A 24,404-nucleotide genomic window follows, 5' to 3' on the forward strand; every position below is an offset into this window, starting at 1 on the left:
GGGGGAAGAATGGCCGAGGTAGACGTCGACGGCACCGAGGTGACAGTGAGCGAGCACGAGCCCAGCACCACCACCAGCGAGAAGCCCGCGCCCGGGGCCGACGTGGAGGTGCGCATCGCCGCGTCTCCCGCGCACCTGTCCGTCGTCCGGGCGGTGGCCGCCGACCTGGCGATGCGTGCCGATTTCACGCTGGACGCGATCTCCGACCTGAAGATGGCCGTGGACGAGGCCTGTTCGGAGCTGATCTCGCGCGCCGTCCCCGACGGGGACCTGGTGTGCCGGTTCGGCATCGAGTCCGACCAGATCCACTTCTCCGCGGAGGCCCGCACCGGTTCCGCGGTGCCGCCGAGCCGGGAGAGCTTCGGCTGGCGGGTGCTGACCGCGCTCACCGACGCCGTGAACACGTGGGTCGTGCCCGCGCCCGGCGGCGGCCACGTGCTGCGGTTCGACCTGCTGAAGAAGCGAGCCGACGACGTGGTGGGCCTGTGACACAGTCCTCCGAGCGCGCCACCAACGACTACGCCCACCTGGATCCGCTGCTCGCGGAGCTGGCCGAGTTGGCGGCCGACGACCCGCGGCGCGGTGAGCTGCGGGACCGCCTGGTGACCGAGTTCCTGCCGGTGGCCCAGCACATCGCGCGGCGCTTCGGGCAGCGCGGCGAGCCGCACGACGACCTCGTGCAGGTCGCCACCGTCGGCCTGATCAGCGCCATCGACCGCTTCGACCCGACGCGCGGCAGCGACTTCCTGTCGTTCGCCGTGCCCACGATCATGGGCGAGGTGCGCCGGCACTTCCGGGACACCAGTTGGTCCGTGCGGGTGCCGCGGCGGCTCAAGGAGCTGCACCTGGCCATCACCGGCGCGACCAACGAACTCTCCCAGCACCTCGGCCGCGCCCCCACCCCCAGTGAGCTCGCCTCACATCTGGGCATCAGCAAGGACGAGGTGTACGAGGGCCTCGAGGCCAGCAACGCCTACCGCAGCTCCTCGCTCGACGAGCTGCTCGTCGGCACCGACAAGTCCGTGTCCCTGGGCGACGCCCTCGGCGACGACGACCCGGAGCTGATGGGCGTCGAGAACCGCGAGGCCCTGCAGCCCCTGCTGCAGCAGCTGCCGGAGCGGGAACGCACCATCATCCTGCTGCGCTTCTTCGGCAACCTCACCCAGACCCAGATCGCCGACCGGATCGGCATCTCCCAGATGCACGTGTCCCGCCTGCTGGCGCGAACCCTGGTGGAACTGCGCAAGGGACTGCTCAGCGAATAGCGCCGATCATCAGGTCCCAGAAGCGGTCCACGTTCAATCCCGTCGCCACCAGCGCATTCGGCTTGCGGCCGGTGACCCGGTGCAGGTCGACGACGGTGGCGCCGCGGGTGTGGGTGCCGGTGAGCTCGATCTCGACGTTGACGGGGCGGGCCGAGATGACGGTGGGGTCGATGACGGCGGCGACGGCGACGGGGTCGTGCAGGGGCGGGGACTCGAAGCCGAAGTAGGCCCGGTAGGAGTCGGCGAAGAACGTCAGCAGCTGGTGGCAGATGCGGGCGAGCGGGGTGCCGAGGGCGGCGACGCGGTCGAGCACCTGGGGCGTGGCCAGGGCCTGGTGGGTGACGTCCAGGCCGCACATGGTGACGGGGACGCCGGAGCGGAAGACGATGTCGGCGGCCTCGGGGTCGGCGAGGATGTTGAACTCCGCCAACGGCGCCATGTTGCCACGGCCGGTGGAGCCGCCCATGAGCACGATCCGGTCGACGTTGCCGACGTCGTTGCGCAGCAGGGTTGCCACGTTGGTCAGCGGTCCGGTGGCGATGATGGTCGTCGGTTCGGTGAGAACGTCGGTGGCGAGCTGGAGGGCGCTGCGCGGGTCGACGTCGACGGTCGGCGGCGGGAAGTGGGGGCCGTCGAGGCCGGAGTCGCCGTGGATCTCCTCGGCGTACAGCGGAGCCTGCGCCAGCGGGCGGTCGAGGCCGGCGGCGATCGGCATGTCTAGGATGCCGGCGACGGTGCACATCCGGCGGGCGTTGAGCGTGGTCTTGGCCAGCGTCTGGTTGCCGGCGACGGTGGTGATCGCCCGCAGGTCGAGGTTCCGTGCTGCCAGCAGGATCGCCAGCGCGTCGTCGTGCCCGGGGTCGCAGTCGAGGATCACCCGTGTCGTCATGCCGCCATCGTGTCAGTCCCGCGCACGCCGCCGGCACTTCTTCGGCAGCAGCGTGAGCGAGGATCTTGGATCTATCTCGCGGGCGTCGGGGTGATCTTGGGGACGAGTCGGTCCCAGACGCGGCTCGGCAGAATGTGGTGGACGCCGAGCATGATCTGGGCGAGTCCGCCGACGCGGTAACACGGCCGCGGATGTTTGGCGGTGGCGGCGCGGTGGACCACACGCGCGACGTGTTCGGGGTGCAGGGCGACTGGATTGCGGCTGAGTCGGTCGACGACCCGGGTGGTGAAGTCGGCGTATGGCCCGTCCGGTCGTCCGTGGCGGAAGGTGCGCCGTTCGGTCTCGGCGAACGGTGTGTCGATGCCGCCTGGTTGGATCACGCTCACCCCGATGCCGAACGCCTTCAACTCCTGACGCAGCGCTGCGCTCATCGATTCCAGGCTGTGCTTGCTCATCGCGTACGCGCCCATACCGGGCATCGTGACCTGGCCCGCGACCGAGCTGATGTTCACGATCCTGCCGTATCCGCGTCGGCGCATGCCCGGTGCGACGAGCTGCGTGACCCGTAGTGCTCCCAACACGTTCACGTCGAATTGCCGGCGCAGAGCGTCGAGGGGGAGCTCTTCCAGCGGCCCGCCCTGGGATGCGCCGGCGGCATTGACCACGACGTCGATGTCACCCTTGGTCGCGGTGAGCACATCCGACTCGGTGGTGACATCCAGGCGGACTGGCTGGCAGCCCATCGCGGCGAGCGCTTCACGGGCGGCGGGGTCGCGGTATCCGGCGATGACGATCGCCCCGTCCGTGCGGAACCGTTGGGCGACTGCGCGACCAACACCTCCACTTGCACCTGTGATGAGTACGGTCCGTGCCATGCGTTCCTCCACCGTCGGGTCGCTGTGCCGCGAACGCTAAACTTTGGAGTGCGCTCCAATGTCAAGGCGGTCGATCATGCTGGTTCACGAGGTCGCGGCACTGCTCGGAGTGAGTACCGACACCGTGCGCTATTACGAGCGTGAGGGGCTGCTGGATGATCGCCACGTCGCGCGGCGGCCGAACGGATACCGCGACTTTGACGACGCGGCGGTTGAGCGGCTGCGGCTGCTGCTGCAGGCGCGACGTTCGGGGATGTCCATCGCCGACGTCAAAGCGCTGGCGGCCACGTTCGACGATGGCACACTGACTGTCGATCGCCAGTTGGAGTTCCTGCGGGAGAAGTTGGCCGACCTCGACCGCCAAGCCGAGAAACTCGACGCGACCCGGACCACGATCGCGGCCAAGATCGCCGACCTCGAGTCGCGACTCAAGCCGGCCACCCGACACGAGCGGTCCAGTTGACGACTGTGGCCGGGGTTCATGTCGGCCGACTGATCGACCATGCGAACCCGCACTCGGACCTGCGGGTCTAGGTCTGTCTCACTCCGATGTCACCCAAGATCGCTCTCGATTTCGCGGCACTTCTTCGGCTGGAGCCTGAACGACGACGCCGTCGACTTGGCTGGCCGAGCGCCGAGCCGGAATCGGACGGCGCTGCGCGTACGGCAGGCACCCGCTCCCAGCGCCGACAACTTCACATGTCGCCCTCGTTCGCCGTGTGGTGGAGCAGGACCAGGGCGGCCGCGACGATGTTGCCGATGCGCCACGGGCAGCCACGGAAGCCGAGGCATCAACCTCGCTGCACCATGACAGCTAATCTGTCCGCTCATTGGCGACCGGGTCTTGCAGGACTGATCATCGGCAGGGGCCATGTCGCTGGCGTGGGGACGCCATGGTGGCGTGGGGACGCCATTCTGAGTGGAAGCGGCCCCGTCCGGCCGCTCACCGCGCCATGGTTGGTGCCATGACCGACTATGAGGGCTGGGGCTTCGGTTGGCACGGTTGGACAGATCTCGACAAGGTGCGGGCGCGGCTGGAGGAGGGTGCGGACCCGAACGCCGGCGGCTGGCCGTTCGGGCCGCCGCTGCATGTGGCGGCCCAAGACGGCTCGGCAGAGGTTGTGGCCGAGCTCGCGCGGCGGGTGGACGATGTGGACGCGATGGTGCACGGGCATACGGCGCTGTGGCGGGCGGTGGCCGCGAAGCGGCCGGACAACGCCCGCGTCCTGGTGGCCGCGGGCGCGGACCCGTGGCGGGACATGATGTCGGGCTGGTCGCCGGGGCGGCTGAGCCTCGCCGGCCCCACGCCGGAGCTGTTCGGCTCGAACGAGTCGCTCACCCAGGAGGAGGCCGCCGTGGTGCAGCAGAGCCGGCAACTGATCGCTGCGGTCGGCGGCTCGTGCCTCGAGGGGCTCGGCATCGCCTGTGTCGCGGGCGTCGACGTCGCTGAGGCGGTGCGCAGACTCGACGCCGAGATCGTCAACGGCGACTACGAGCAGATGATGTGGGCGGAGGACCCGAACGGCCCCGACACGATCCTGACCATGTGGGTCACCGGCGTGCCCGGCGGGTGCGTGCTCGCACAGCCCTGGGGGTACGGGCCAGAAATGTCGCGTGTGACGACGGCGTTGTCGGCGGGCACGACGTGTTACGGCATGTATGCCAACCCCAAGAGTGGCCATCAGGGCAGCATCACCCGCGACGGTGAGGTCGTCGCCCACGACCTGCACCCCGGCGGCGAGCCCAACGAGGAGGGTGACGTGCTGCTGACCTACCTGTACCAGGACCAGGCGCTCGCGTACTGCTTCGCGTACGTAGGGCTGCAGCCTGCCGACAGGCGCGCGATCAGCGGCCCGCCAGACGCCTGGATCCGTCTTCCCGAACGCTACTACCCTCACCCGGGCGGCGACCGCGCGCAGGACCAGGCCATTCGCGAGTGGGCCCGCAGCCAGGGGGAGAAGATCTCCGACCGCGGCCGCATCCCGGCCGAGCTGGTGGCCAAGTTCCAGGCTCCCCACGGCAGTTGACCGACGTGCATGTACTACATTTCGAGATCTTGAACCGGGTCGGCTGACCGTGCGTATCCCGTGCCACGGTCGAGGTCGTTACTGCTCAGGACATCGCCGGCTGGGACGCTGACCTCCACAGCCTTACCGAGGGCTTGGGATGGATGTTCAACCGCCCGCAGCCGAAGGTGACGTCAGCGCTAATGGTGCGGGCGTTGCTGGCCGATGTTCCAAAAAGAACTCCCGGGAAACGCCCGGATGAGCCTGGCGGGGGACCTCTGACTGAAGCTTTCCGCGTAACAGTTCGTCGCTATGTGTGATCATGTTGTGCGACTGTGCTCGACGTGGAGGATGACCAGCGCTGCTGCGGCGATGACGCCGATCTTCCATGGGCACAGGCTGACGTGCGCAGCGCCTTGAAGCTGGTCTTGAGCAGCGAGTTCCAATGTCTGCCCTGGGATGCGGACATGGACCAACGTCGCAGGGCCGTGTGGTGCAGTCGGCATGGTGCCCCGTTCAGGTGAGCCGCCGGACCGTTCCAGAGCTACACCCCAGGGCGAATCTGCTGCTCGAGCGACAGCGGCGAGTCGCCGGTTCCACTCGAACGGCGCAGCAGGTGCCAGAACATGATCAACCTCAATGATCTTGGCCCCAGTGCCAGGCAGGGGCCAAGATCATTGAGAAAGGGGCATCGAGATCGAGACTCCACAACGCCGGCCGTTCGGTCCGATACCCGTCGGGAAGCCGCATCGGGCCAGTGAAACCGGCGTTTCCGGCGGCGTCCGCCGATTAACCCTTCAGGGCAGTTGCGGCAGCCCGAACGCGCCGGAGTCGGCGCGCAGCCGGGCGGCGTCCTGGCCGGGCGGGGCGCCGAACAGCTCCCGGTACTCGCGGCTGAACTGCGTCGGGCTGTCGTAGCCGACGAGATGCCCGATGCCGGCGACGTCGCCGGGGCGGGCGACGAGCAGCGACCGCGCCTCCTGCAGCCGGATGATCTTGCGGAACTGGATCGGGCTCATCGTCGTGACCGACCGGAAGTGCCGGTGGAACGCGGACTCGCTCATGCCGGCCAGCCGGGCCAGGTCGGCGACCCGGATCGGCTCGGCGTAGTTCTCCCTTATCCACCGGATCGCCCGTCCGACCAGGGAGAGCCCGCTGTCGGCGAGGCCGATCTGGCGGACCAGCGGCCCGTGCGGGCCGGTCAGCAGCCGCCACAGGATCTCCTGCTCGTACAGCGGCGCGAGCACCCGCGCGTCGGCCGGGTGGTCGAGCAGCCGCAGCATGCGCAGCACGGCGTCGAGCAGTTCGGGCTCCGCCCGGCCGGTCGCGATCGCCGGCGCGGGCCGCCGGTCGGTGGGCGCGGCGAGCAGCAGCGGGGCGATCACGGCCGGACGTAGCGCCAACCCCATGCCCAGGGCCGGCGCTTCCTTGCTGACGTCGAAGAAGTGGCCGCTCAGCGGCACCTCGGCGCTGACCACCAGGCAGTCGCCGGCGCGGTACTCGTGCACCTGGTCGCCGAGCAGCAGGCGCTTGCCTCCCTGCGCCAGCACGACGAGCATGGGCTCGGTCAGCGAGTGATGCTCCTCGGTGCTGTCCACACTGGACACCCGCAGCCCGTCGATGCGGGTTTCCATGCCCGGCCGGGCATGCCGCGCGATCAGGTCCCGGATCTCGTCAAGCGCCATGCCACCATGACAGCACCCCGGAGCACCGGCGGCAATCCGATCGGGGCGAAATCGGCAGGATCGTGCAAGAGCCGGGGCGGATCGGTCTACCGGCCCGCGGCCCCCGCGCGCTGAGATGGAACGGACACGAAACCGATCCATCGGGAGCCGATCATGCCGCTCGACCACTACGTCACCCTCGGCCGCTCCGGGCTGCGGGTCAGCCCGTTCGCCCTCGGCGCGATGACCTTCGGCACCGACCCCGGCTCGTCCGGCTGCGACGTCGACGAGTCCGAGAAGATCATGTCGACCTATCTCGACCGGGGCGGGAACTTCATCGACACCGCCAACTTCTACAGCAACGGGCACTCCGAGAAGATCGTCGGCGACTTCTTCGCCGCCCGCCCCGGCCGGCGCCAGCACGTCGTGCTGGCGTCCAAGTTCTTCGGCAACATGTGGCCCGGCGACCCCAACGGCGGCGGCGCCGGCCGGGCGTCGATCATCGCCCAGCTGCACGAGAGCCTGCGCCGGCTGAACACCGACTACCTCGACCTGTACTGGCTGCACAACTGGGACCGGCACACGCCGATCGAGGAGACCATGCGCACGCTGGACGACCTCGTGACCGCCGGCAAGATCCGGTACGTCGGCTTCTCCAACACCCCCGCGTGGGTCACCGCCCAGGCCCAGACCCTGGCGCTGCTGCGGGGCTGGTCGCCGATCATCGCGCTGCAGGTCGAGTACTCGCTGCTCGCCCGTACCGTCGAGGGTGAGCTCGCGCCGCTCGCGCTGGACCAGGGCATGGCCCTGACGCCGTGGAGTCCCCTGAAGAACGGGTTCCTGTCCGGCAAGTACCGCCGCGGCGCCATGGTCGCCGACTCCGAGCGCGTCGCTTACGTCGGTGGCCCCACCGAGGAGGAGTTCGACGTCATCGAGGCCGTCGCCGCCGTCGCCCAGGACCTCGGCACCACCCCCGCCGCCGTGTCCCTGGCCTGGCTTCGGGCGCGTCAGGGCACCGTCGTGCCCATCGTCGGCGCTCGGCGGCTCGAGCACCTCACCGACAACCTCGCCGGCATCGACGTCGTTCTGTCGCCCTCGCAGCTCCGTGCCCTGGACGAGGTTTCCACCCCGGTGCTGAACTACCCGGCCCCCATGCACGGCGCCCAGCGGGACATGCTCCAGTTCGCCGGAACCACCGTGGACGGTGTCGAGTCCACCGTGTACCCGCCGCTACTGGCCAGCGATGTCCGCTACTGACCGGCGCGACCACCAGAAGGAGCGGTCCGGGAACGCGTCCGCGTTCCCGGACCGCTCACCACAACGTGGTCAGCACTCGGACTTGACCGAGAGGATGGGATGCTTGAGCGCGAGATGCCTCAGCTTGATGTCTTTGATCTTGCCACCGAACGCCAGGACGGCTTCCTCCCCCTCGAAGTTCTTCTTCTCGTACAAGTGAGCCTTGCATGAGTTGTTATGGACGAGCGACTCGACATGGTCCCGGAAAATGTGACGATCAGCCTCGTCGGTCATGTCCGGGTCGGTCACCTTGACCTTGCTCATCTCGCCGTAGAACTGTTCTTCCTCGTACGCACACAGGTAGTCGCTGGGACATGGTTCATCTTTCAGCCCCGGGCTCGCCATGGCCTGGCCACCACTGATCGCGACAAGACCGGCAGCGAGAGCGCAAGCCGCGAACACGGCGCCGATCAACGAACACAAGAGGCCAGGCGGATGGCCGACAGCGGGTCAAGCCGTGCGGATCCGATGGGCCAGCGCCGTGTAACGGCGACCGGTGGAGGGAGTTCGCACGGCCTGGTGGATGGCGCGGCGGGAACCGACCAGGACGACCAGTTTCTTGGCGCGGGTGACGGCGGTGTAGAGCAGGTTGCGCTGCAGCATCATCCAGGCGCTGGTGGTGATGGGAATGACCACACAGGGGTACTCGCTGCCCTGGGAGCGGTGGATGGTGATGGCGTAGGCGTGGACGAGTTCGTCCAGTTCCCCGAACTCGTAGTCGACGTCCTCGTCCTCGTCGGTGCGGACGGTGAGGGTCTGCTCCTCCACCGACAGGCCGGTGACGACGCCGACGGTGCCGTTGAAGACCCCGGCCACGCCCTTGTCGTAGTTGTTGCGAATCTGGGTGACCTTGTCGCCGACGCGGAAGACGCGGCCGCCGAAGCGGCGTTCGGGCAACCCCGGCTTGGCGGGCGTCAAAGCCTCCTGCAGCAAGGTGTTCAGCGTGCCGGCGCCGGCGGGGCCGCGGTGCATGGGGGCGAGCACCTGGACGTCCCGGCGAGGGTCGAGGCCGAACTTGCGGGGGATGCGGTTGGCCACGACGTCGACGGTCAGGGCGGCGACGGCATCGGTGTCGTCCTGGGCGAACAGGAAGAAGTCGGGCAGCCCGTCGGTCACGGGCTGACGGCCGGAGTTGATCAGGTGCGCGTTGGTGACAACGCCGGACTGCTGGGCCTGGCGGAAGATCTGGGTCAGCCGCACCCGGGGGATCGGCTCGGCGGCCAGCAGATCCCGCAGGACCTCGCCGGCGCCGACGCTGGGCAGCTGGTCGACGTCGCCGACGAGCAGCACGTGCGCCCCGGGCGGCACGGCCTTGAGCAACTTGTTGGCCAGCAACAGGTCCAGCATGGACACCTCGTCGACGACGAGCAGGTCCACGTCCAGCGGGCGGTCCCGGTCGTAGGCGGCGTCGCCGCCGGGCTTGAGCTCCAGCATCCGGTGCACGGTCGCGGCGTCGACCCCGGTGAGCTCGGCCAGCCGCTTGGCCGCCCGGCCGGTGGGCGCGGCCAGCAGCACCTTGGCGTTCTTGGCCTTGGCCAGCATCACGATGGACCGCACGGTGAAACTCTTGCCGCAGCCGGGACCGCCGGTCAGCACGGCGACCTTTTCCGTCAGCGCCAACCGAACGGCCTGCTCCTGCTCCGGCGCCAGCGTCGTGCCGGTGGACCGCCGCAGCCACTCCAACGCCTTGCCCCAGTCGACCGAGGCGAACGACGGCATCCTGTCCACATCGGACGCGAGCAGCCGGGTCAGCTGCCCGGCCAGGGAGATTTCGGCTCGGTAGAACGGAACCAGGTAGATCGCGGCCGGATCGCCCTCGAACAGCTCCTCCCGGACGACGCCCTCCTCCGCGACCAGCTCACGCAGGCAGTCCCCCACCAGCACGCTGGAGACCTCCAGGATCTCCACGGCCTTGGCGATCAACTCGTCCTGCGGCAGAAAGCAGTTGCCGTCGTCGGAGGCCTGCGACAGCGTGTACTGGATGCCGGCCTTCACCCGCTGCGGGCTGTCGTGCGGGATGCCGACGGCCTGCGCCAGCACGTCGGCGGTCTTGAAGCCGATGCCCCACACGTCGGCGGCCAGCCGGTACGGCTCCTCCTTCACCACCCGGATCGAGTCGTCCCGGTACGTCTTGTAGATCCGCACCCCCAGCGACGTCGACACGCCGACGCCCTGCAGGAACAGCATGACCTCCTTGATGGCCTTCTGTTCCTCCCACGCCGCGGCGATCAGCTTGGTGCGCTTGGGGCCCAGCCCCGGCACCTCGATCAACCGGCCGACGTCGGTCTCGATGACGTCCAGCGCGGTCAGCCCGAAGTGCTCGACGATCCGGTCGGCGATCCGCGGCCCGATGCCCTTGACCAGCCCGGAACCCAGGTACCGCCGGATGCCCTGCACGGTGGCCGGCAGCACGGTGCTGTACGAGTCGACGAGGAACTGCTTGCCGTACTGGGGATGGCTGCCCCACCGGCCGCGCAGCCGGAGGCTCTCCCCCGGCTGCGCGCCCAGCAACGACCCCACGACGGTGAGCAGGTCACCGGCGCCGCGGCCGGTGTCGACCTTGGCGACGGTGTACCCGGTCTCCTCGTTGGCGTAGGTGATCCGCTCCAGTGAACCCTCGACGACGGCGTAGCCGAGCGAGTCCCCGGAGCCTGGCATCGATCAGGCCCAGCCCGGCATCGGGTAGCCCGCCAGCAGCTCGGAGATCTCGGCCGCGGTGGTGTCGATGACGGACTCGTCGCCGTTGGCGGCCGCGGTCACGACCCGGTCGATCCACGCCGCCAGCTGCGGCATCTGCTCGACGCCGAGGCCGCGGGTGGTGATCGCGGCGGTGCCCAGCCGGATGCCGGACGGGTCGAACGGCTTGCGCGGGTCGAACGGCACGGTGTTGTAGTTCAGCTCGATGCCGGCCCGGTCCAGCGCCTTGGCCGCCGGCTTGCCGGCGACGTTCTTGGATGTCAGGTCGATCAGCAGCAGGTGGTTGTCGGTGCCGCCGGAGACCAGGTCGAAGCCGCGCTCGGACAGCGCCGCCGCGAGCGCCTGCGCGTTGGCCACCACGTTGTGCGCGTACGTCCGGAAGTCCTCGGTCGCCGCCTCCTTGAGGGCGACCGCGATGCCGGCGGTTGTGTGGTTGTGCGGGCCGCCCTGCAGGCCGGGGAACACGGCCTTGTCCAGCGCCGACGCGTGCTCGGCGTCGGACATCAGCATCGCGCCGCGCGGGCCGCGCAGCGTCTTGTGCGTGGTCGTGGAGATCACGTTGGCGTGGCCGACCGGGGACGGGTGCGCGCCGCCGGCGATCAGGCCGGCGATGTGCGCGACGTCCGCGGCCAGCACGGCGCCGACCTCACGGGCGATCTCGGCGAACGCCGGGAAGTCGATGGTGCGCGGGATGGCCGTGCCGCCGCAGAAGATCACCTTCGGCCGCTCGGCCAGGGCCAGGTCGCGCACCTCGTCCATGTCGACGCGGCCGGTCTCCTTGGTCACGCCGTAGCGGACGGCGTTGAACCACTTGCCGGTGGCCGACACCGTCCAGCCGTGGGTCAGGTGCCCGCCCGACGGCAGCCCCATGCCCATCACGGTCTCGCCCGGCTTGAGGAAGGCCAGGTAGATCGCCAGGTTCGCCGGCGAGCCGGAGTACGGCTGCACGTTGGCGTGCTCGACGCCGAACACGTCCTTGGCCCGCTGGATCGCCAGCTGCTCGATCGGGTCGATGAACTGCTGACCCTCGTAGTAGCGCTTGCCGGCGTAGCCCTCGGAGTACTTGTTGGTGAGCACGGTGCCGGTCGCCTCGAGCACGGCGGTGGAGACGTAGTTCTCGGAGGCGATCAGACGGATCTTGTCGTGCTGGCGCTTGGCCTCGGACTCGACCAGTCCGGCCAGCTCGGGGTCGGTGGCGGTCAGTGCGGTGAGTGCGGGCTGATGCATCGTCAAACTCCCGAGTCAATGCGGTCGTGGCAGCTGACACCCAGGCGCGCGACGCCACCGTGTACTGCGGTCGCTCCCCGGTGGTCGATTCCACCCCAACACGCCAGTCGCGACGCTGAGTGATCCTAAACCGCGACGCCGGGGTTGTCCTCAAGCAGGGCTCGCATCCGGCAGGCCTCGCCCGCGGGTTCGATGCGCCATTTCGCCCGCACCCGCTCGTTGGCCGCGGCCACCCGCGCCAGGTCCCAGCGGTGGTCGTAGAAGTCGCGGTCCACGGCCGGGTCCTGGTGGCGCCGGAACACCGCGGCCGCGTTGGGCGTGACGCCGACGGCGAGCCCGTGCAGCTGCAGGGTCAGCCCGAGGTCGAGGTCGGTGCGGCACCACATCTGCTCGTCCAGCCCGCCGAGCCGCAGCGCCGTCGCCCGCGACAGGGCGAAGCAGTGCCGCTCCAGCTGCGTGACGATCCGGCGCACGCCGGTCGGGGCCGGGTCGAAGTGCGGGTTGCCCACCTCGTCCTCGTGCACCACCGGCACGGCCACGTCGCAGTAGCCGGAGGCGAGCATCGACATCAGTTCGGCGCTCGCGCCCGGCCGCAGCTCGACGTCGTTCTCCACACACATCAGGTGCTTCGACCGGGTCGTCGCGACGAACTGGTTCCACACCAGGTTGGTGTTGGCGTGGCGCTGCGTGGCCTGCCACCGGAGCCGGTCGCCGCCCAGCTCACGCAGGCGGGCCGCCAGCTCCGCCGGGTAGCCGGCGTCGAACACCACGACCTCGCTGTTCGGGGGCAGGTCGGCCAGCACGGCGGCGAGCGCCGTCGGAGCCCCGCTGAACTTGTCCCGTGCGATCAGGCCGATCGAGAGGAATGGCTCACTCATCAGATCGGCGGCACCATGCCCGTCAGCCGACCGTTGGTGTCGCAGACGTGACACGTGCGGTTGGCGGTGGCGGTGCGGCCGACGCCGCCGACGACCGCGAGCACCGGGATCGGCACCTCGCCGATGCCGCCGCACTGGTGGCACACGGTGTACATCTTCTCGGCGACCGGGTCCGCTACGAACTCGGCCTCCTCATCGTCTCCCGTCACGAGCGCCCACCATACGGTCCGGCCGGAACCAGCCGGACCGCAGGTGCCGTTTCCGCAGGTCAGGACGCGGCGGTGACGGTGACGGCGTCCACGACGAACACCAGCGTCTCGTTGGGCTTGATGCCCTGGTTGCCGGTGGTGCCGTAGCCCTTGTCCGGCGGGATGATCAGCAGCCGGCGGCCGCCCTGCTTCATGCCGACCAGGCCGTCGTTCCAGCCCTGGATGACCTGCGCCTGCCCGACCGGCTGCACGGTGAACGGCTGGAACGGCTGGTGCGCCCAGGAGGAGTCCACCTCCTGCTTGTCCGACCAGGTGACCAGGTCGTAGTACGTCGCGACGGCGTCGCCGGTCTTGACCTCGGCCCCGGTGCCGGGCGTGAGGTCCTTGCTCAGCTGCTGCGTCGGCGGCGTGCAGGTGTCCGGGACGGTGATCGTCGGCTTGGCGCCGAACGCGCCGCTGACCTGCACGTCGTCCGCCGTGCACGGCTTCTTGGGCGCGTCGGAGGACGCGGGCTGGTTGCCTGCGGACGAGGAGCCGCCGCAGGCGGCCGCCCCGAGCAGGGTGGCGAGGATCATGGCCACGAGGCCGGCTGTGCGCATGGTGCGCGAGCCTAACGGGCGCTGCGCGTTACCTGTTCGTGACCTACCGGTAGGTATCCCCATCCGACCCGCCCGTCCCTGATTACCAGGACGAGGGAGCGGAGGGGGCAATGGTGGGACGCCCGCGGCACGGACCGGGAAGGCCACCGACCGACATGGGTGACGGGGACACCGACAATCGCTACGAACAGATCGCCGTCCTGCTCGAGGCCGCCCGCGCCGACCCGCGCGGCGGCATGGACCCGCTGATCGTCGAGCTGACGCCGCTGCTCTGGCACGTCGCCAGGGCACAGGGCCTCGACGCCGGCAACTGCGCCGACGTGGTGCAGACCACCTGGCTGAACCTGCTGCGGTCGCTGGCCGACATCCACACCCCGGCCGCGCTGACCGCCTGGCTGGTCACCGCGACCAAGCGGGAGGCGTGGCGGGCCAAGGACGCGCACCGCAACGAGACCCTGGCCGGCGACGACGCGTTCGCCGACCTGCTCGACGCCACCCCGGGGCCGGCCGAGCAGGCCCTGGTCACCGACCAGCGGCGGCGCCTGTGGAAGGCCGTCGACCAGCTGTCCGCCCGCTGCCAGCAGCTGCTGCGGGTGGTCGCCTTCACGCCCCGCCCGGACTACGGCCTGGTCGCGAACCGACTGGGCATGCCGCGCGGCAGCATCGGCCCGACCCGCGGCCGGTGCCTGGCGAAGTTACGGGAGCTGCTGATCGCCGACCCGGAAGGAGAGTGGGGATGACCTCGCTGCGCCCGGACGACCCGATCGACGAGCTGGACCTGCGCATCCTGGCCGCCGTACGGGACCTGTGGTCCGCCGCCGACCCGCCGCCCCCCGACCTGGTCGACCGGGTCCGCTGCGCGGTGGCACTGCACGGCGTGCGCCTGGGACCGCCGTCCGTCGCGGTGTGCCGGCAGCGCACCGGCTCCGACGACGTCGGCCGCATCACCTTCGACAGCGACGCCCTGACCATCAGCCTCAGCGTCGGCGTCAACCGGGACGGCACCGTGCGGATGGACGGCCGGCTGTCCCCGCCCGGCAGCCACGACGTCGAGCTGCGCACCGACGACCAGCGCCTGTGCACCCGCAGCGACGTGCACGGCCGGTTCACCATCAACGGACTTCGCCACGGCCCGGCGCACCTGGTCGTGAGCGCCACGGACGTGTCCCTCACCACGCCGCCCATCACGCTGTGACATGCCGCGCGTTCCGCGCGGGGCGGGTTCGCCTTTAAGCCGATGCCTTCCCTTGGCTTAGCTCGATCGATGGACAGACTCGATCGAGCTAAGCCCGCGGTCCAGGCATCGGCGCGAACCCGCGCATCCCGTCAAAAGGGGAGCCCGAAGGTGGGCAGGCCCACCACGGCGTCGGCCGCGAGCGCCACGAACACCAGCATCAGATACGTGTTGGAGAGGTGGAACAGCTTCATCGGGCTGCCGGCCTGGCCCCGCTTGACCGCATTGTGCAAACGGTGGGCGAACACCAGGAACCACGCGCCGAACACGACGGCGAACACTCCGTAGATCCAACTGGTCGCGGGCAGCAACAGCAGCGTCCAGCCGACCATCACCCAGGAGTACACGACAATCTGTCGCGAAACCTGTTCCCGAGTTGCCACCACCGGCAGCATGGGCACCTTCGCGGCGGCGTAGTCGTCCTTGAACTTCATTGCCAGCGCCCAGAAATGCGGCGGCGTCCAGAAGAAGATGACGCCGAACATGACCAGCGCCTGCCAGCCGACCGTGCCGGTGACCGCGGACCAGCCGATCACCACCGGCATGCAGCCGGCGGCGCCGCCCCACACGATGTTCTGCGACGTCCGCCGCTTCAGCCCCATCGTGTAGACGAAGACGTAGAACAGGATGGTGACCACGGCCAGCACCGCGGACAGCAGGTTCGTGGTCAGCCAGAGGAAGGCGAACGAGCCCACGCCCAGCGCCAGGCCGAACACCAGGGCGCTGCGCACCGGCACCTCGTGGGTGGCCAGCGGGCGGGCCTTGGTCCGCTTCATCACCTTGTCGATGTCCGCGTCGACGACACAGTTGAGCGCGTTGGCGCTGCCGGCGGCCATGGTGCCGCCCAGCAGCGTGGCCAGCACCAGCCACACCGACGGAATTCCACGCTGTGCGAGCAACATCGCTGGGATCGTCGTCACCAGCAGCAGTTCGATCACGCGCGGTTTCATCAGGGCGACGTACGCCCTGAGCACGGCGCGCACGGAGCGACCGGATGTGGTGGTGGCGTCGACGGCGGTGCTGCCAGGCATTCCCTGTGTCGGGCTCACCGGCGGCATCTCGCTCCTCGAATCGGACAGTTGACTAAGAATGGGGACCGGCAGCACGCCAGCCGATCGCATGAATCGTAACCGCGTGCCGCCGGCGCGCTCTTGTGGGGTCGTTGCGAGGTCCGTCACGACTCACTCCGCCATGTTGAGATCACATATTCGACACGTCGGGACTAGGCTTGCCAGCGACGAGCGAAGCGAGCGGGAAGGGCTGGGCACGGTCGGCTCACGGTATCGATCAAGAGCCGGTCGACCAGCGCCGTCACGGCCCTCCCGCGTGACGTGAAGAGTGGGAGCTCAGGTCCGTGTCCGACACCGACGAAGTCACCCGGCTGACCACCGCCCATCTGCCCCAGGACTGGACCGAGCTGGACAAGCGCGCGGTTGACACGATCCGGGTGCTGGCGGCCGACGCCGTGCAGAAGGCCGGCAACGGCCACCCCGGCACCGCGATGAGCCTCGCCCCGGCCGCGTACACCCTGTTCCAGCGGGTCATGCGGCACGACCCGACCGACCCGCACTGGCTGGGCCGGGACCGGTTCGTGCTGTCCGCCGGGCATTCCAGCCTGACCCTGTACCTGCAGCTGTTCCTGGCCGGCTACGGCCTGGAACTCGACGACATCAAGGCGCTGCGGACCTGGGGCTCCAAGACCCCGGGCCACCCGGAGGTGCACCACACCGCGGGCGTGGAGATCACCACCGGCCCGCTGGGCAGCGGCCTGGCCTCCGCGGTCGGCATGGCCATGGCGGCCCGCCGCGAGCGCGGCCTGTTCGACCCGGACGCCGCGCCCGGCCAGAGCCCGTTCGACCACCACGTCTACGTGATCGCCTCCGACGGCGACATCGAGGAGGGCGTCACCTCCGAGGCGTGCTCGCTCGCCGGCACCCAGCAGCTGGGCAACCTCACCCTGATCTACGACGACAACAAGATCTCGATCGAGGACGACACCACGATCGCGCTGTCCGAGGACACCGCCAAGCGGTACGAGGCCTACGGCTGGCACGTGCAGGTCGTCGAGAGCGGCGAGAACGTGCAGGGCCTGCTGGACGCGCTGGCGGCGGCCAAGGCCGAGACCGAGCGGCCCTCGATCATCGTGTTGCGCACGATCATCGGCTACCCGGCGCCGACCAAGATGAACACCGGCAAGGCGCACGGCGCCGCGCTGGGCGAGGACGAGATCGTCGAGATCAAGAAGATCCTCGGTTTCGACCCCGAGGTGAAGTTCCCGATCTCCGACGAGGTTCTGGCGCACACCCGCAAGGCGGTCGAGCGCGGCAACGCGGCCCACGTGGAGTGGCAGAAGTCCTTCGACGTGTGGGCGGCGGCCAACCCGGAGCGCAAGGCGCTGCTGGACCGGCTGACCGCGCGGGAGCTGCCGGCCGGCTGGGCGGAGAAGGTGCCGACCTGGACCCCGGACCCGAAGGGCGTCGCCACCCGCAAGGCGTCCAACGAGATCCTGTCCGCGCTCGGCGAGGTGCTGCCGGAGCTGTGGGGCGGCTCGGCCGACCTGGCCGAGAGCAACCTCACCACCATCAAGGGCGCGGACTCGTTCGGCCCGACCTCCATCTCCACCAAGGAGTGGAAGGCCAACCCGTACGGCCGGACGCTGCACTTCGGCATCCGCGAGCACGCGATGGGCATGATCCTCAACGGCATCGCGCTGCACGGCCCGACCCGCCCGTACGGCGGCACCTTCCTCGTCTTCAGCGACTACATGCGGCCCGCGGTCCGGCTGGCCGCGCTGATGGGCATCCCCGTCACCTACGTGTGGACGCACGACTCGATCGGCCTCGGCGAGGACGGCCCGACGCACCAGCCGATCGAGCACTACGCGGCGCTGCGGGCGATCCCGGGCCTGGCGTTCGTCCGCCCCGGCGACGCCAACGAGACCGCGTTCGCCTGGCGGGCCCTGATCTCCCGGCACGACCACCCGACCGGCCTGGCGCTGAGCCGGCAGAACCTGCCGGTGCTCGAGGGCACCGACGCCGACGGCGTGGCCAAGGGCGGCTACGTGCTGGCCGACGCGTCCGACGGCGAGCCCCAGCTGGTGATCATCGCCACGGGCTCCGAGCTGCAGATCGCGGTCGAGGCCCGGAAGGTCCTCGAGGCCGAGGGCGTTGCAACACGTGTGGTGTCCATGCCGTGCGTCGAGTGGTTCGACGAGCAGGACCAGTCCTACCGGGACCAGGTGCTGCCGCCGTCCGTGAAGGCACGGGTGACGGTCGAGGCGGGCATCGCCCAGCCGTGGCACCGGTTCGCCGGGGACGCGGGTGAGATCGTTTCGATCGAGCACTTCGGGGCATCCGCTGACTATCAGACGTTGTTCCGCGAGTTCGGTTTCACGACCGAGAAGGTCGTGGAAGCCGCACGCCGAAGCATCGCCAAGGTGGAGGGAAAGTAATCATGAGCGCCAACAACTTGGCCGCGCTCAGCGAGGCCGGCGTGTCGATCTGGCTCGACGACCTGTCGCGGAGCCGGCTGCAGACCGGCAGCCTGGTGTCGCTGATCAAGGACAAGAACGTCGTCGGCGTGACGACGAACCCGACGATCTTCGCCAGCGCGCTGTCCCACGGCGAGGCCTACGACGAGCAGGTCCGTGAGCTGGCCGCCCGCGGCGCCGACGTGGACGCGGTGGTCCGCGAGCTCACCACGACCGACGTGCGCAACGCGTGCGACGTGTTCCGGGAGACCTACCAGGCCTCCGGCGGCAAGGACGGCCGCGTGTCGATCGAGGTCTCCCCGCAGCTGGCGCACGACACCGACGCCACCGTGGCCGAGGCTCTCGACCTGTGGAAGACGGTCGACCGCCCGAACCTGATGGTGAAGATCCCGGCGACCGTCGAGGGCCTGCCGGCCATCACCCGCACGCTCGCCGAGGGCGTCAGCGTGAACGTGACGCTGATCTTCTCGGTGCAGCGCTACCTGGACGTGATGGACGCGTTCATCGCCGGCATCGAGCAGGCGCGGGCCAACGGCCACGACATCTCCCGGATCCACTCGGTGGCCTCCTTCTTCGTGTCCCGTGTGGACACCGAGGTGGACAAGCGGCTGAAGGCGATCGGCACCCCGGAGGCCGAGGCGCTGCTGGGCCAGGCCGCCATCGCCAACGCCCGGCTGGCCTACGCCGCCTACGTCGGCGCGTTCAGCACGCCGCGCTGGCAGGAGCTGGCCGCGGCCGGCGCGCACGCGCAGCGTCCACTGTGGGCGTCGACCGGCGTGAAGGACCCGGCCTACTCCGACACCCGCTACGTCGACGAGCTCGTCGTCGACAACGTGGTGAACACCATGCCGGAGAAGACGCTGGACGCGGTGGCCGACCACGCGAACCTGCGCGGCGACACGGTCACCGGCACCGAGGAGCAGGCCCAGGAGGCGTTCGACGCCCTGGAGCAGGCCGGCATCGACATCGACGACGTCTACGACGTGCTCGAGCGCGAGGGCGTGGAGAAGTTCGACAAGTCCTGGGCCGAGCTGCTCGAGACCGTGCAGGCCCAGCTGGACAAGGCGAAGGGCTGAATCACTGTGGGGATCTCCGTCGACATCGTCCACGACGGCCTCGCCGAGCAGGCGCGTCCGCTGGTGGACCAGCTGATCGCGGACAAGGTCGCGTCCAAGCTGGCCGCGCAGGACGCGACGCTGTGGGGGCCGGACGCCCAGCCCGAGGCGTCCATCCGGCTGAGCTGGACCACGCTGCACGAGAGCTCCCGGGCGCTGGTCGGTGAGATCGAGGCGCTGCAGGCCGAGCTGGCCGGCGAGGGCATCGACCGCATCGTGCTGGCCGGCATGGGCGGCTCCTCGCTGGCGCCGGAGGTGATCACCGCGACGGCCGGCGTGCCGCTGGTCGTGCTGGACACCACCGACGCCGGCCAGGTGGCCGACGCGCTGGCCGGCGACCTGTCCCGGACCGCGATCGTGGTGTCGTCCAAGTCCGGCGGCACCGTCGAGACCGACAGCCACCGCCGCATCTTCGAGAAGGCCTTCACCGAGGCCGGCATCGACGCGGCCAGCCGCATCGTCGTGGTCACCGACCCCGGCTCGCCGCTGGAGAAGCTGGCCACCGAGGCGGGCTACCGCAAGGTGTTCACCGCCGACCCGCACGTCGGCGGCCGCTACTCGGCGCTGACCGCGTTCGGCCTGGTGCCGGCCGGTCTGGCCGGCGCCGACGTCGCCGCGCTGCTCGACGACGCGGCGGCGGCGTTCAAGCTGCTGTCGCTCGACGACGACACCAACCCCGCCCTGTGGCTGGGGGCGGCGTGGGGCGCGGCGCACGCGCAGGGCGCGGAGAAGGTCATCCTGGCCGACACCGGCTCGGGCGTGAAGGGCTTCCCCGACTGGGCGGAGCAGCTGATCGCCGAGTCCACCGGCAAGCAGGGCACCGGCCTGCTGCCGGTGGCGGTGGAGAACGCGGACGCGCCCGGCTTCGTCACCGCCGGCACCGACGCCACGCCGATCGCCATCGGCCCGGACGTGGACGCCGCGTTCATGAGCACCGCCGGCGAGCTCGGCGGCCTGTTCCTGCTGTGGGAGTTCGCCACCGCCATCGCCGGCCGGCTGATCGGCATCAACCCGTTCGACCAGCCCGACGTGGAGGCGGCCAAGGCCGCCGCCCGCGCACTGCTGGACAAGCCGGTGGGCGGCGAGGAGGCCGCGCCGAACCTGACCATCGGCGCCGTCGAGGTGTACGAGAGCGGCGAGTGGCTGCCGGCCACGGCGACCACGCTGGCCGATGTTCTGAACGCCTTCCTGGCCGCCGCGCCCGATCACGGTTACGTGGCCGTGCAGGCGTACCTGGACCGGCTCGACGACGCCTCCGCCGCCGTGCTGCGGCCGGCCATCGCCCGGGCCAGCCGGCTGCAGACGACGTTCGGCTGGGGCCCGCGGTTCCTGCACTCGACCGGCCAGTACCACAAGGGCGGCCACCAGAACGGCGTGTTCCTGCAGATCACCGGCGCGGTGGCGCAGGACCTCGAGGTGCCGGACCGGCCGTACACGCTGGGCGTGCTCCAGCACGCGCAGGCGCTGGGCGACGGCCAGGTGCTCGCCGAGCACGGCCGACCGGTGCTGCGCCTGCACCTGACCGACCGGGCCGCCGGCCTGGTCGAGCTGACCAAGGCCGTCCAGGAGGTCAAGAGGTGAGCAGCTGGCGTAACCCGCTGCGGGACGAGCGGGACAAGCGGCTGCCCCGGATCGCGGGGCCGTGCGGCCTGGTGATCTTCGGGGTGACCGGCGACCTGTCCCGCAAGAAGCTGATGCCGGCGATCTACGACCTGGCCAACCGGGGGCTGCTGCCGCCGGGCTTCGCGCTGACCGGGTTCGCCCGCCGGGACTGGGCCAACGAGGACTTCGGCGAGGTCGTGCACGAGGCGGTCAAGCAGCACGCCCGCACGCCCTACCGGGCCGAGGTCTGGAACCAGCTGGCCGAGGGCATCCGGTTCGTGCAGGGCACGTTCGACGACGACAACGCGTTCGACAACCTGGCCAAGACGGTCCGGGAGCTGGACGAGCAGCGCGGCACCGGTGGCAACCACGCGTTCTACCTGTCCATCCCGCCCAGCGCGTTCCCGGTCGTGACCAAGCAGCTGGCCCGCGCCGGGCTGGCCGAGCAGGACGCCGAGCAGTGGCGCCGGGTCGTCATCGAGAAGCCGTTCGGGCACGACCTGAAGTCGGCCAAGGAACTCAACAACGTCGTCAACGACGTGTTCCCCGAGGACTCGGTGTTCCGCATCGACCACTACCTCGGCAAGGAGACGGTGCAGAACATCCTGGCGCTGCGCTTCGCCAACCAGATGTTCGAGCCGATCTGGAACGCCAACTACGTCGACCACGTGCAGATCACCATGGCCGAGGACATCGGCCTCGGCGGTCGCGCCGGCTACTACGACGGCATCGGCGCGGCGCGGGACGTGATCCAGAACCACCTGCTGCAGCTGATGGCGCTGACCGCGATGGAGGAGCCCGTCTCCTTCCACCCGCGGGCGCTGCGGGCCGAGAAGATCAAGGTGCTGTCGGCGGCGCGGGTTCCCACGCCGTACGACGAGACCACCGCCCGCGGCCAGTACACCGGCGGGTGGCAGGGCGGCCAGAAGGTGCTCGGCCTGCTGGAGGAGGGCGGCTTCGCCAAGGACTCCAAGACCGAGACCTACGCCGGCATCACGCTGGAGATCAACACCCGCCGCTGGGCCGGCGTGCCGTTCTACCTGCGGCACGGCAAGCGGCTGGGCCGCAAGGTCACCGAGATCGCGGTGGTCTTCAAGCGGGCGCCGCACCTGCCGTTCGACTCCACGGCCACCGAGGAGCTGGGGCAGAACGCCCTGGTCATCCGGGTGCAGCCGGACGAGGGCGTGACCATGCGGTTCGGCTCCAAGGTGCCGGGCAACGCCATGGAGGTCCGGGACGTCACCATGGACTTCGGCTACGGCCACGCCTTCACCGAGTCCTCGCCCGAGGCCTACGAGCGGCTCATCCTGGACGTGCTGCTCGGCGAGCCGTCGCTGTTCCCGATGAACGAAGAGGTCGAGCTGTCCTGGCAGATCCTGGACCCGGTGCTGAACCACTGGGCCAAGCAGGGCGCGCCGGAGGGCTACGCCCCCGGCAGCTGGGGACCGCCCTCGGCCGACCAGATGCTCACCCGCACCGGTCGTCATTGGAGGCGCCCGTGATCATCGACCTGCCGTCCACCACGACCGCCCAGGTCAACAGCAAGCTGGTGGAGGTCCGCGAGACCGGTGGCGCGGTCGCGCTCGGCCGGGTGCTGACGCTGGTGATCGTCACCGACGACAGCGCGAAGACCGAGGACGCCATCCAGGCGGCCAACGAGGCCAGCCGCGAGCACCCGTGCCGGGTGATCGTGCTGGCCCGTGGGGCCCGCAAGGCCGCGGCCCGGCTGGACGCCCAGATCCGGGTCGGCGGCGACGCCGGCGCCAGCGACGTCATCGTGCTGCGGCTCTACGGGCCGCTGGCCGACCAGGCCGCCAGCTGCGTCGTGCCGCTGCTGCTGCCGGACGCGCCGGTGGTGGCGTGGTGGCCGTCCGAGGCGCCGGACGTGCCGTCCGAGGACTCCATCGGGCAGCTGGCCACCCGCCGGATCACCGACTCCGCCGCCGAGAAGAACCCGATCAAGGCGTTGGAGCAACGTCGCAAGTCCTATGTGGACGGCGACACCGACCTGGCGTGGACCCGGCTGACCAACTGGCGGGCGCAGCTCGCCTCGGCGCTGGACCTGCCGCCGTACGAGAAGGTCACCGCGGCCACCGTGGTCGGCGAGGCCGACTCGCCGTCCTCGGAGCTGCTGGCCGGCTGGTTCGCCTCGCGGCTGAACGTGCCGGTGAGCCGGGCCAAGGCCACCAGCGGCGAGGGCATCGTGCAGGTGACGCTGCAGCGCCGCTCCGGGGCCGTGGACCTGCTGCGGCCCGACGCCAAGACCGGCACGCTCACCCAGCCGGGCCAGCCCGACCGCCGGATCGCCCTGCAGCGCCGTTCGGTGCGGGACTGCCTGGCCGAGGAGCTGCGGCGGCTCGACCCCGACGAGATCTACGAGGCCGCCCTGAAGGCGGTGCCGAAGGTCACCAAGGGCCGGGTGGCGACTTCGTCGTCCAAACCCGCCGCGAAGCCGGCGCCCGCCAAGGCTTCCGCGGAGTCCAAGGCGAAGGCGGCGGCGGAGACCAAGGCCAAGGCGGAGGCTCCCGCGGCCGAGGCCAAGCCGAAGCGGGCCGCCGCGAAGAAGGCGACCGCCAAGGCCGAGTCGTGACCCGTCCCGATGTTGTGGTCCACAGCGGCGGCGACCTCTTGGCCGCCGCCGCTGCGGCCCGCCTGCTCACCAAGCTCGTGGACGCCCAGGCCGCTCGCGGCTCGGCGTCCCTGGTGCTGACCGGCGGCCGTACCGGCAATGCCGTCATGGAGCACGTGCGGGACAGCCCCGCCCGGGACGCCGTCGACTGGTCCCGGGTCGATTTCTACTGGGGCGACGAGCGTTTCCTGCCGGCCGGGCATCCCGACCGGAACGAGACGCAGGCCCGGGCGGCGTTGCTGGACCACATCCCCCTGGACCCGGCCCGGGTGCACGTCATGGAGCCGTCCGACGGCCGTTTCGGCGACGACCCCGACGCCGCCGCCGCGGACTACGCCCGGCTCCTCGGCTCCCCCGTGCCCGCTTTCGACGTGCTGCTGCTGGGCGTCGGCGAAGAGGGGCACACCGCCTCCATCTTCCCCGACTCCCCCGCGGTGCACGAGACCTCGCGGACCGTCGTCGCCGTGCGGGACTGCCCCAAGCCCCCGCCGACCCGGGTCTCCCTCACCCTGCCGGCCATCCGCTATGCCGACGAGGTGTGGCTGATGACCACCGGCGAGGCCAAGGCCGACCCGGTGGCCCGGGCCCTGGCCGGCGCCACCGAGGTGGAAATCCCCGCCGCCGGCGCCCGCGGCACCCACCGCACGCTGTGGCTCCTGGATTCCGCCGCAGCCGCGAAGATTTCCTGACGGTTCTGCCCAGCTGTCCTCGGCTTCGACCGAGGGCAGC

At 70.3% G+C, this 24,404-nt stretch carries 22 protein-coding genes, 3 pseudogenes and 1 riboswitch; of the genes and pseudogenes, 14 read left to right on the forward strand and 11 right to left on the reverse strand.

The features are described from left to right. The first annotated feature begins 9 nt into the window (after positions 1–9). Both BJ998_RS03460 and BJ998_RS03465 read left to right on the forward strand, forming a co-directional pair. Entirely contained in the window at positions 10–489 is a 480-nt protein-coding gene (locus BJ998_RS03460; RefSeq protein ID WP_184858407.1) for an ATP-binding protein, read from the forward strand. Next, positions 486–1,265 (forward strand): SigB/SigF/SigG family RNA polymerase sigma factor, encoded by a 780-nt coding sequence (locus tag BJ998_RS03465; RefSeq protein ID WP_184858409.1) that lies wholly within the window; start codon positions 486–488, stop codon positions 1,263–1,265. Before BJ998_RS03460 ends, BJ998_RS03465 begins: the two co-directional genes overlap by 4 nt. On the opposite strand, the gene BJ998_RS03470 is transcribed toward BJ998_RS03465, so the two are convergent. Then, a complete protein-coding gene (locus tag BJ998_RS03470) occupies positions 1,255–2,154 on the reverse strand; it encodes a nucleoside hydrolase (protein ID WP_184858411.1) in 900 nt (299 codons plus the stop codon). The genes BJ998_RS03465 and BJ998_RS03470 overlap by 11 nt on opposite strands. Before the next feature lie 71 nt (positions 2,155–2,225). Further along, positions 2,226–3,029, reverse strand: a complete 804-nt coding sequence (locus BJ998_RS03475; protein ID WP_184858413.1) for an SDR family oxidoreductase — start codon at positions 3,027–3,029, stop codon at positions 2,226–2,228. 76 nt (positions 3,030–3,105) lie between these two features. On the opposite strand from BJ998_RS03475, the gene BJ998_RS03480 reads away from it, so the two are divergent. The 3 genes and pseudogenes from BJ998_RS03480 to BJ998_RS49490 form a co-directional block, all read left to right on the forward strand. Next, positions 3,106–3,492: a MerR family transcriptional regulator gene (locus BJ998_RS03480; RefSeq protein ID WP_184858414.1), complete on the forward strand. Its 387-nt coding sequence runs from the start codon at positions 3,106–3,108 to the stop codon at positions 3,490–3,492. 502 nt (positions 3,493–3,994) lie between these two features. Further along, positions 3,995–4,270: pseudogene (locus BJ998_RS49485) on the forward strand (ankyrin repeat domain-containing protein); the annotation flags it as partial. Positions 4,271–4,933: 663 nt separating this feature from the next. Then, a pseudogene (locus BJ998_RS49490) lies at positions 4,934–5,056 on the forward strand (Lsr2 family DNA-binding protein); the annotation flags it as partial. 299 nt (positions 5,057–5,355) lie between these two features. Here the strand turns inward: BJ998_RS49490 and BJ998_RS03490 are convergent. Further along, positions 5,356–5,480: pseudogene (locus tag BJ998_RS03490) on the reverse strand (IS5/IS1182 family transposase); the annotation flags it as partial. Positions 5,481–5,832: 352 nt separating this feature from the next. Next, positions 5,833–6,720: an AraC family transcriptional regulator gene (locus BJ998_RS03495; RefSeq protein WP_184858416.1), complete on the reverse strand. Its 888-nt coding sequence runs from the start codon at positions 6,718–6,720 to the stop codon at positions 5,833–5,835. 153 nt (positions 6,721–6,873) lie between these two features. Between BJ998_RS03495 and BJ998_RS03500 the strand changes: the two genes are divergently transcribed. Further along, complete coding sequence (locus BJ998_RS03500; RefSeq protein WP_184858418.1) at positions 6,874–7,956, forward strand: aldo/keto reductase; 1,083 nt, start codon at positions 6,874–6,876, stop codon at positions 7,954–7,956. A gap of 69 nt (positions 7,957–8,025) precedes the next feature. Here BJ998_RS03500 and BJ998_RS03505 read toward each other — a convergent pair whose 3' ends face one another. From BJ998_RS03505 to BJ998_RS03530, 6 genes are all read right to left on the reverse strand, one after another. Then, complete coding sequence (locus BJ998_RS03505) at positions 8,026–8,409, reverse strand: peptidase inhibitor family I36 protein (RefSeq protein WP_184858420.1); 384 nt, start codon at positions 8,407–8,409, stop codon at positions 8,026–8,028. A 36-nt stretch (positions 8,410–8,445) separates the two neighbouring features. After that, positions 8,446–10,653: an SF1B family DNA helicase RecD2 gene (gene recD2, locus BJ998_RS03510; RefSeq protein ID WP_184858422.1), complete on the reverse strand. Its 2,208-nt coding sequence runs from the start codon at positions 10,651–10,653 to the stop codon at positions 8,446–8,448. 3 nt (positions 10,654–10,656) lie between these two features. Continuing rightward, complete coding sequence (glyA, locus tag BJ998_RS03515; RefSeq protein ID WP_184858424.1) at positions 10,657–11,919, reverse strand: serine hydroxymethyltransferase; 1,263 nt, start codon at positions 11,917–11,919, stop codon at positions 10,657–10,659. A 31-nt stretch (positions 11,920–11,950) separates the two neighbouring features. After that, positions 11,951–12,040, reverse strand: a riboswitch (ZMP/ZTP riboswitch). A 4-nt stretch (positions 12,041–12,044) separates the two neighbouring features. Beyond that, positions 12,045–12,797: a glycosyltransferase family 2 protein gene (locus BJ998_RS03520; protein WP_184858426.1), complete on the reverse strand. Its 753-nt coding sequence runs from the start codon at positions 12,795–12,797 to the stop codon at positions 12,045–12,047. Then, on the reverse strand, positions 12,797–13,006 hold the full coding sequence (locus tag BJ998_RS03525) for a hypothetical protein (protein WP_184858427.1): 210 nt from the start codon (positions 13,004–13,006) through the stop codon (positions 12,797–12,799). The genes BJ998_RS03520 and BJ998_RS03525 overlap by 1 nt, the downstream gene beginning before the upstream one ends. Positions 13,007–13,065: 59 nt before the next feature. Beyond that, entirely contained in the window at positions 13,066–13,605 is a 540-nt protein-coding gene (locus BJ998_RS03530) for an FKBP-type peptidyl-prolyl cis-trans isomerase (protein WP_184858429.1), read from the reverse strand. A gap of 155 nt (positions 13,606–13,760) precedes the next feature. Here BJ998_RS03530 and BJ998_RS03535 point away from each other — a divergent pair, with 155 nt between their 5' ends. After that, positions 13,761–14,345, forward strand: coding sequence for an RNA polymerase sigma factor (locus BJ998_RS03535; protein ID WP_184858431.1), 585 nt, complete (start codon positions 13,761–13,763; stop codon positions 14,343–14,345). Then, complete coding sequence (locus BJ998_RS03540) at positions 14,342–14,800, forward strand: hypothetical protein (protein WP_184858433.1); 459 nt, start codon at positions 14,342–14,344, stop codon at positions 14,798–14,800. The genes BJ998_RS03535 and BJ998_RS03540 overlap by 4 nt, the downstream gene beginning before the upstream one ends. A 131-nt stretch (positions 14,801–14,931) precedes the next feature. On the opposite strand, the gene BJ998_RS03545 is transcribed toward BJ998_RS03540, so the two are convergent. After that, positions 14,932–15,870 (reverse strand): heme o synthase, encoded by a 939-nt coding sequence (locus BJ998_RS03545; protein ID WP_246488867.1) that lies wholly within the window; start codon positions 15,868–15,870, stop codon positions 14,932–14,934. A gap of 323 nt (positions 15,871–16,193) precedes the next feature. Here BJ998_RS03545 and tkt point away from each other — a divergent pair, with 323 nt between their 5' ends. Genes tkt through pgl form a run of 6 tightly spaced genes read left to right on the forward strand, consistent with a single transcriptional unit; the run spans position 16,194 to position 24,364 of the window. Beyond that, positions 16,194–18,290: a transketolase gene (gene tkt / locus BJ998_RS03550; protein WP_184858435.1), complete on the forward strand. Its 2,097-nt coding sequence runs from the start codon at positions 16,194–16,196 to the stop codon at positions 18,288–18,290. A 2-nt stretch (positions 18,291–18,292) separates the two neighbouring features. Continuing rightward, on the forward strand, positions 18,293–19,405 hold the full coding sequence (tal, locus tag BJ998_RS03555; RefSeq protein WP_184858437.1) for a transaldolase: 1,113 nt from the start codon (positions 18,293–18,295) through the stop codon (positions 19,403–19,405). Beyond that, entirely contained in the window at positions 19,406–21,025 is a 1,620-nt protein-coding gene (locus BJ998_RS03560; protein ID WP_184868394.1) for a phosphoglucose isomerase-related protein, read from the forward strand. Next, positions 21,022–22,548 carry a glucose-6-phosphate dehydrogenase gene (zwf, locus tag BJ998_RS03565; RefSeq protein WP_184858439.1) on the forward strand — a complete coding sequence of 509 codons (1,527 nt, stop codon included), beginning with the start codon at positions 21,022–21,024 and terminating at the stop codon, positions 22,546–22,548. The genes BJ998_RS03560 and zwf overlap by 4 nt, the downstream gene beginning before the upstream one ends. Continuing rightward, positions 22,545–23,636 carry a glucose-6-phosphate dehydrogenase assembly protein OpcA gene (opcA, locus tag BJ998_RS03570; protein WP_184858441.1) on the forward strand — a complete coding sequence of 364 codons (1,092 nt, stop codon included), beginning with the start codon at positions 22,545–22,547 and terminating at the stop codon, positions 23,634–23,636. The genes zwf and opcA overlap by 4 nt, the downstream gene beginning before the upstream one ends. Then, the gene (pgl, locus tag BJ998_RS03575; RefSeq protein WP_184858443.1) at positions 23,633–24,364 is read left to right on the forward strand and encodes a 6-phosphogluconolactonase; all 732 of its coding nucleotides are present in this window, start codon (positions 23,633–23,635) and stop codon (positions 24,362–24,364) included. The genes opcA and pgl overlap by 4 nt, the downstream gene beginning before the upstream one ends. Positions 24,365–24,404: the final 40 nt, after the last annotated feature.

Origin of the sequence: Kutzneria kofuensis (assembly GCF_014203355.1) — a bacterium.
Classification (GTDB): Bacteria; Actinomycetota; Actinomycetes; order Mycobacteriales; family Pseudonocardiaceae; genus Kutzneria; species Kutzneria kofuensis.

Excerpts from the sequence above, each read along its gene's own strand:
- BJ998_RS03460 (WP_184858407.1), top strand. The coding sequence starts at position 10 with ATGGCCGAGGTAGACGTCGACGGCACCGAGGTGACAGTGAGCGAGCAC.
- BJ998_RS03470 (WP_184858411.1), bottom strand. The coding sequence starts at position 2,154 with ATGACGACACGGGTGATCCTCGACTGCGACCCCGGGCACGACGACGCG.
- BJ998_RS03475 (WP_184858413.1), bottom strand. The coding sequence starts at position 3,029 with ATGGCACGGACCGTACTCATCACAGGTGCAAGTGGAGGTGTTGGTCGC.
- BJ998_RS03480 (WP_184858414.1), top strand. The coding sequence starts at position 3,106 with ATGCTGGTTCACGAGGTCGCGGCACTGCTCGGAGTGAGTACCGACACC.
- BJ998_RS03495 (WP_184858416.1), bottom strand. The coding sequence starts at position 6,720 with ATGGCGCTTGACGAGATCCGGGACCTGATCGCGCGGCATGCCCGGCCG.
- BJ998_RS03500 (WP_184858418.1), top strand. The coding sequence starts at position 6,874 with ATGCCGCTCGACCACTACGTCACCCTCGGCCGCTCCGGGCTGCGGGTC.
- recD2 (WP_184858422.1), bottom strand. The coding sequence starts at position 10,653 with ATGCCAGGCTCCGGGGACTCGCTCGGCTACGCCGTCGTCGAGGGTTCA.
- glyA (WP_184858424.1), bottom strand. The coding sequence starts at position 11,919 with ATGCATCAGCCCGCACTCACCGCACTGACCGCCACCGACCCCGAGCTG.
- BJ998_RS03520 (WP_184858426.1), bottom strand. The coding sequence starts at position 12,797 with ATGAGTGAGCCATTCCTCTCGATCGGCCTGATCGCACGGGACAAGTTC.
- BJ998_RS03530 (WP_184858429.1), bottom strand. The coding sequence starts at position 13,605 with ATGCGCACAGCCGGCCTCGTGGCCATGATCCTCGCCACCCTGCTCGGG.
- BJ998_RS03535 (WP_184858431.1), top strand. The coding sequence starts at position 13,761 with ATGGGTGACGGGGACACCGACAATCGCTACGAACAGATCGCCGTCCTG.
- BJ998_RS03540 (WP_184858433.1), top strand. The coding sequence starts at position 14,342 with ATGACCTCGCTGCGCCCGGACGACCCGATCGACGAGCTGGACCTGCGC.
- BJ998_RS03545 (WP_246488867.1), bottom strand. The coding sequence starts at position 15,870 with ATGCCTGGCAGCACCGCCGTCGACGCCACCACCACATCCGGTCGCTCC.
- tal (WP_184858437.1), top strand. The coding sequence starts at position 18,293 with ATGAGCGCCAACAACTTGGCCGCGCTCAGCGAGGCCGGCGTGTCGATC.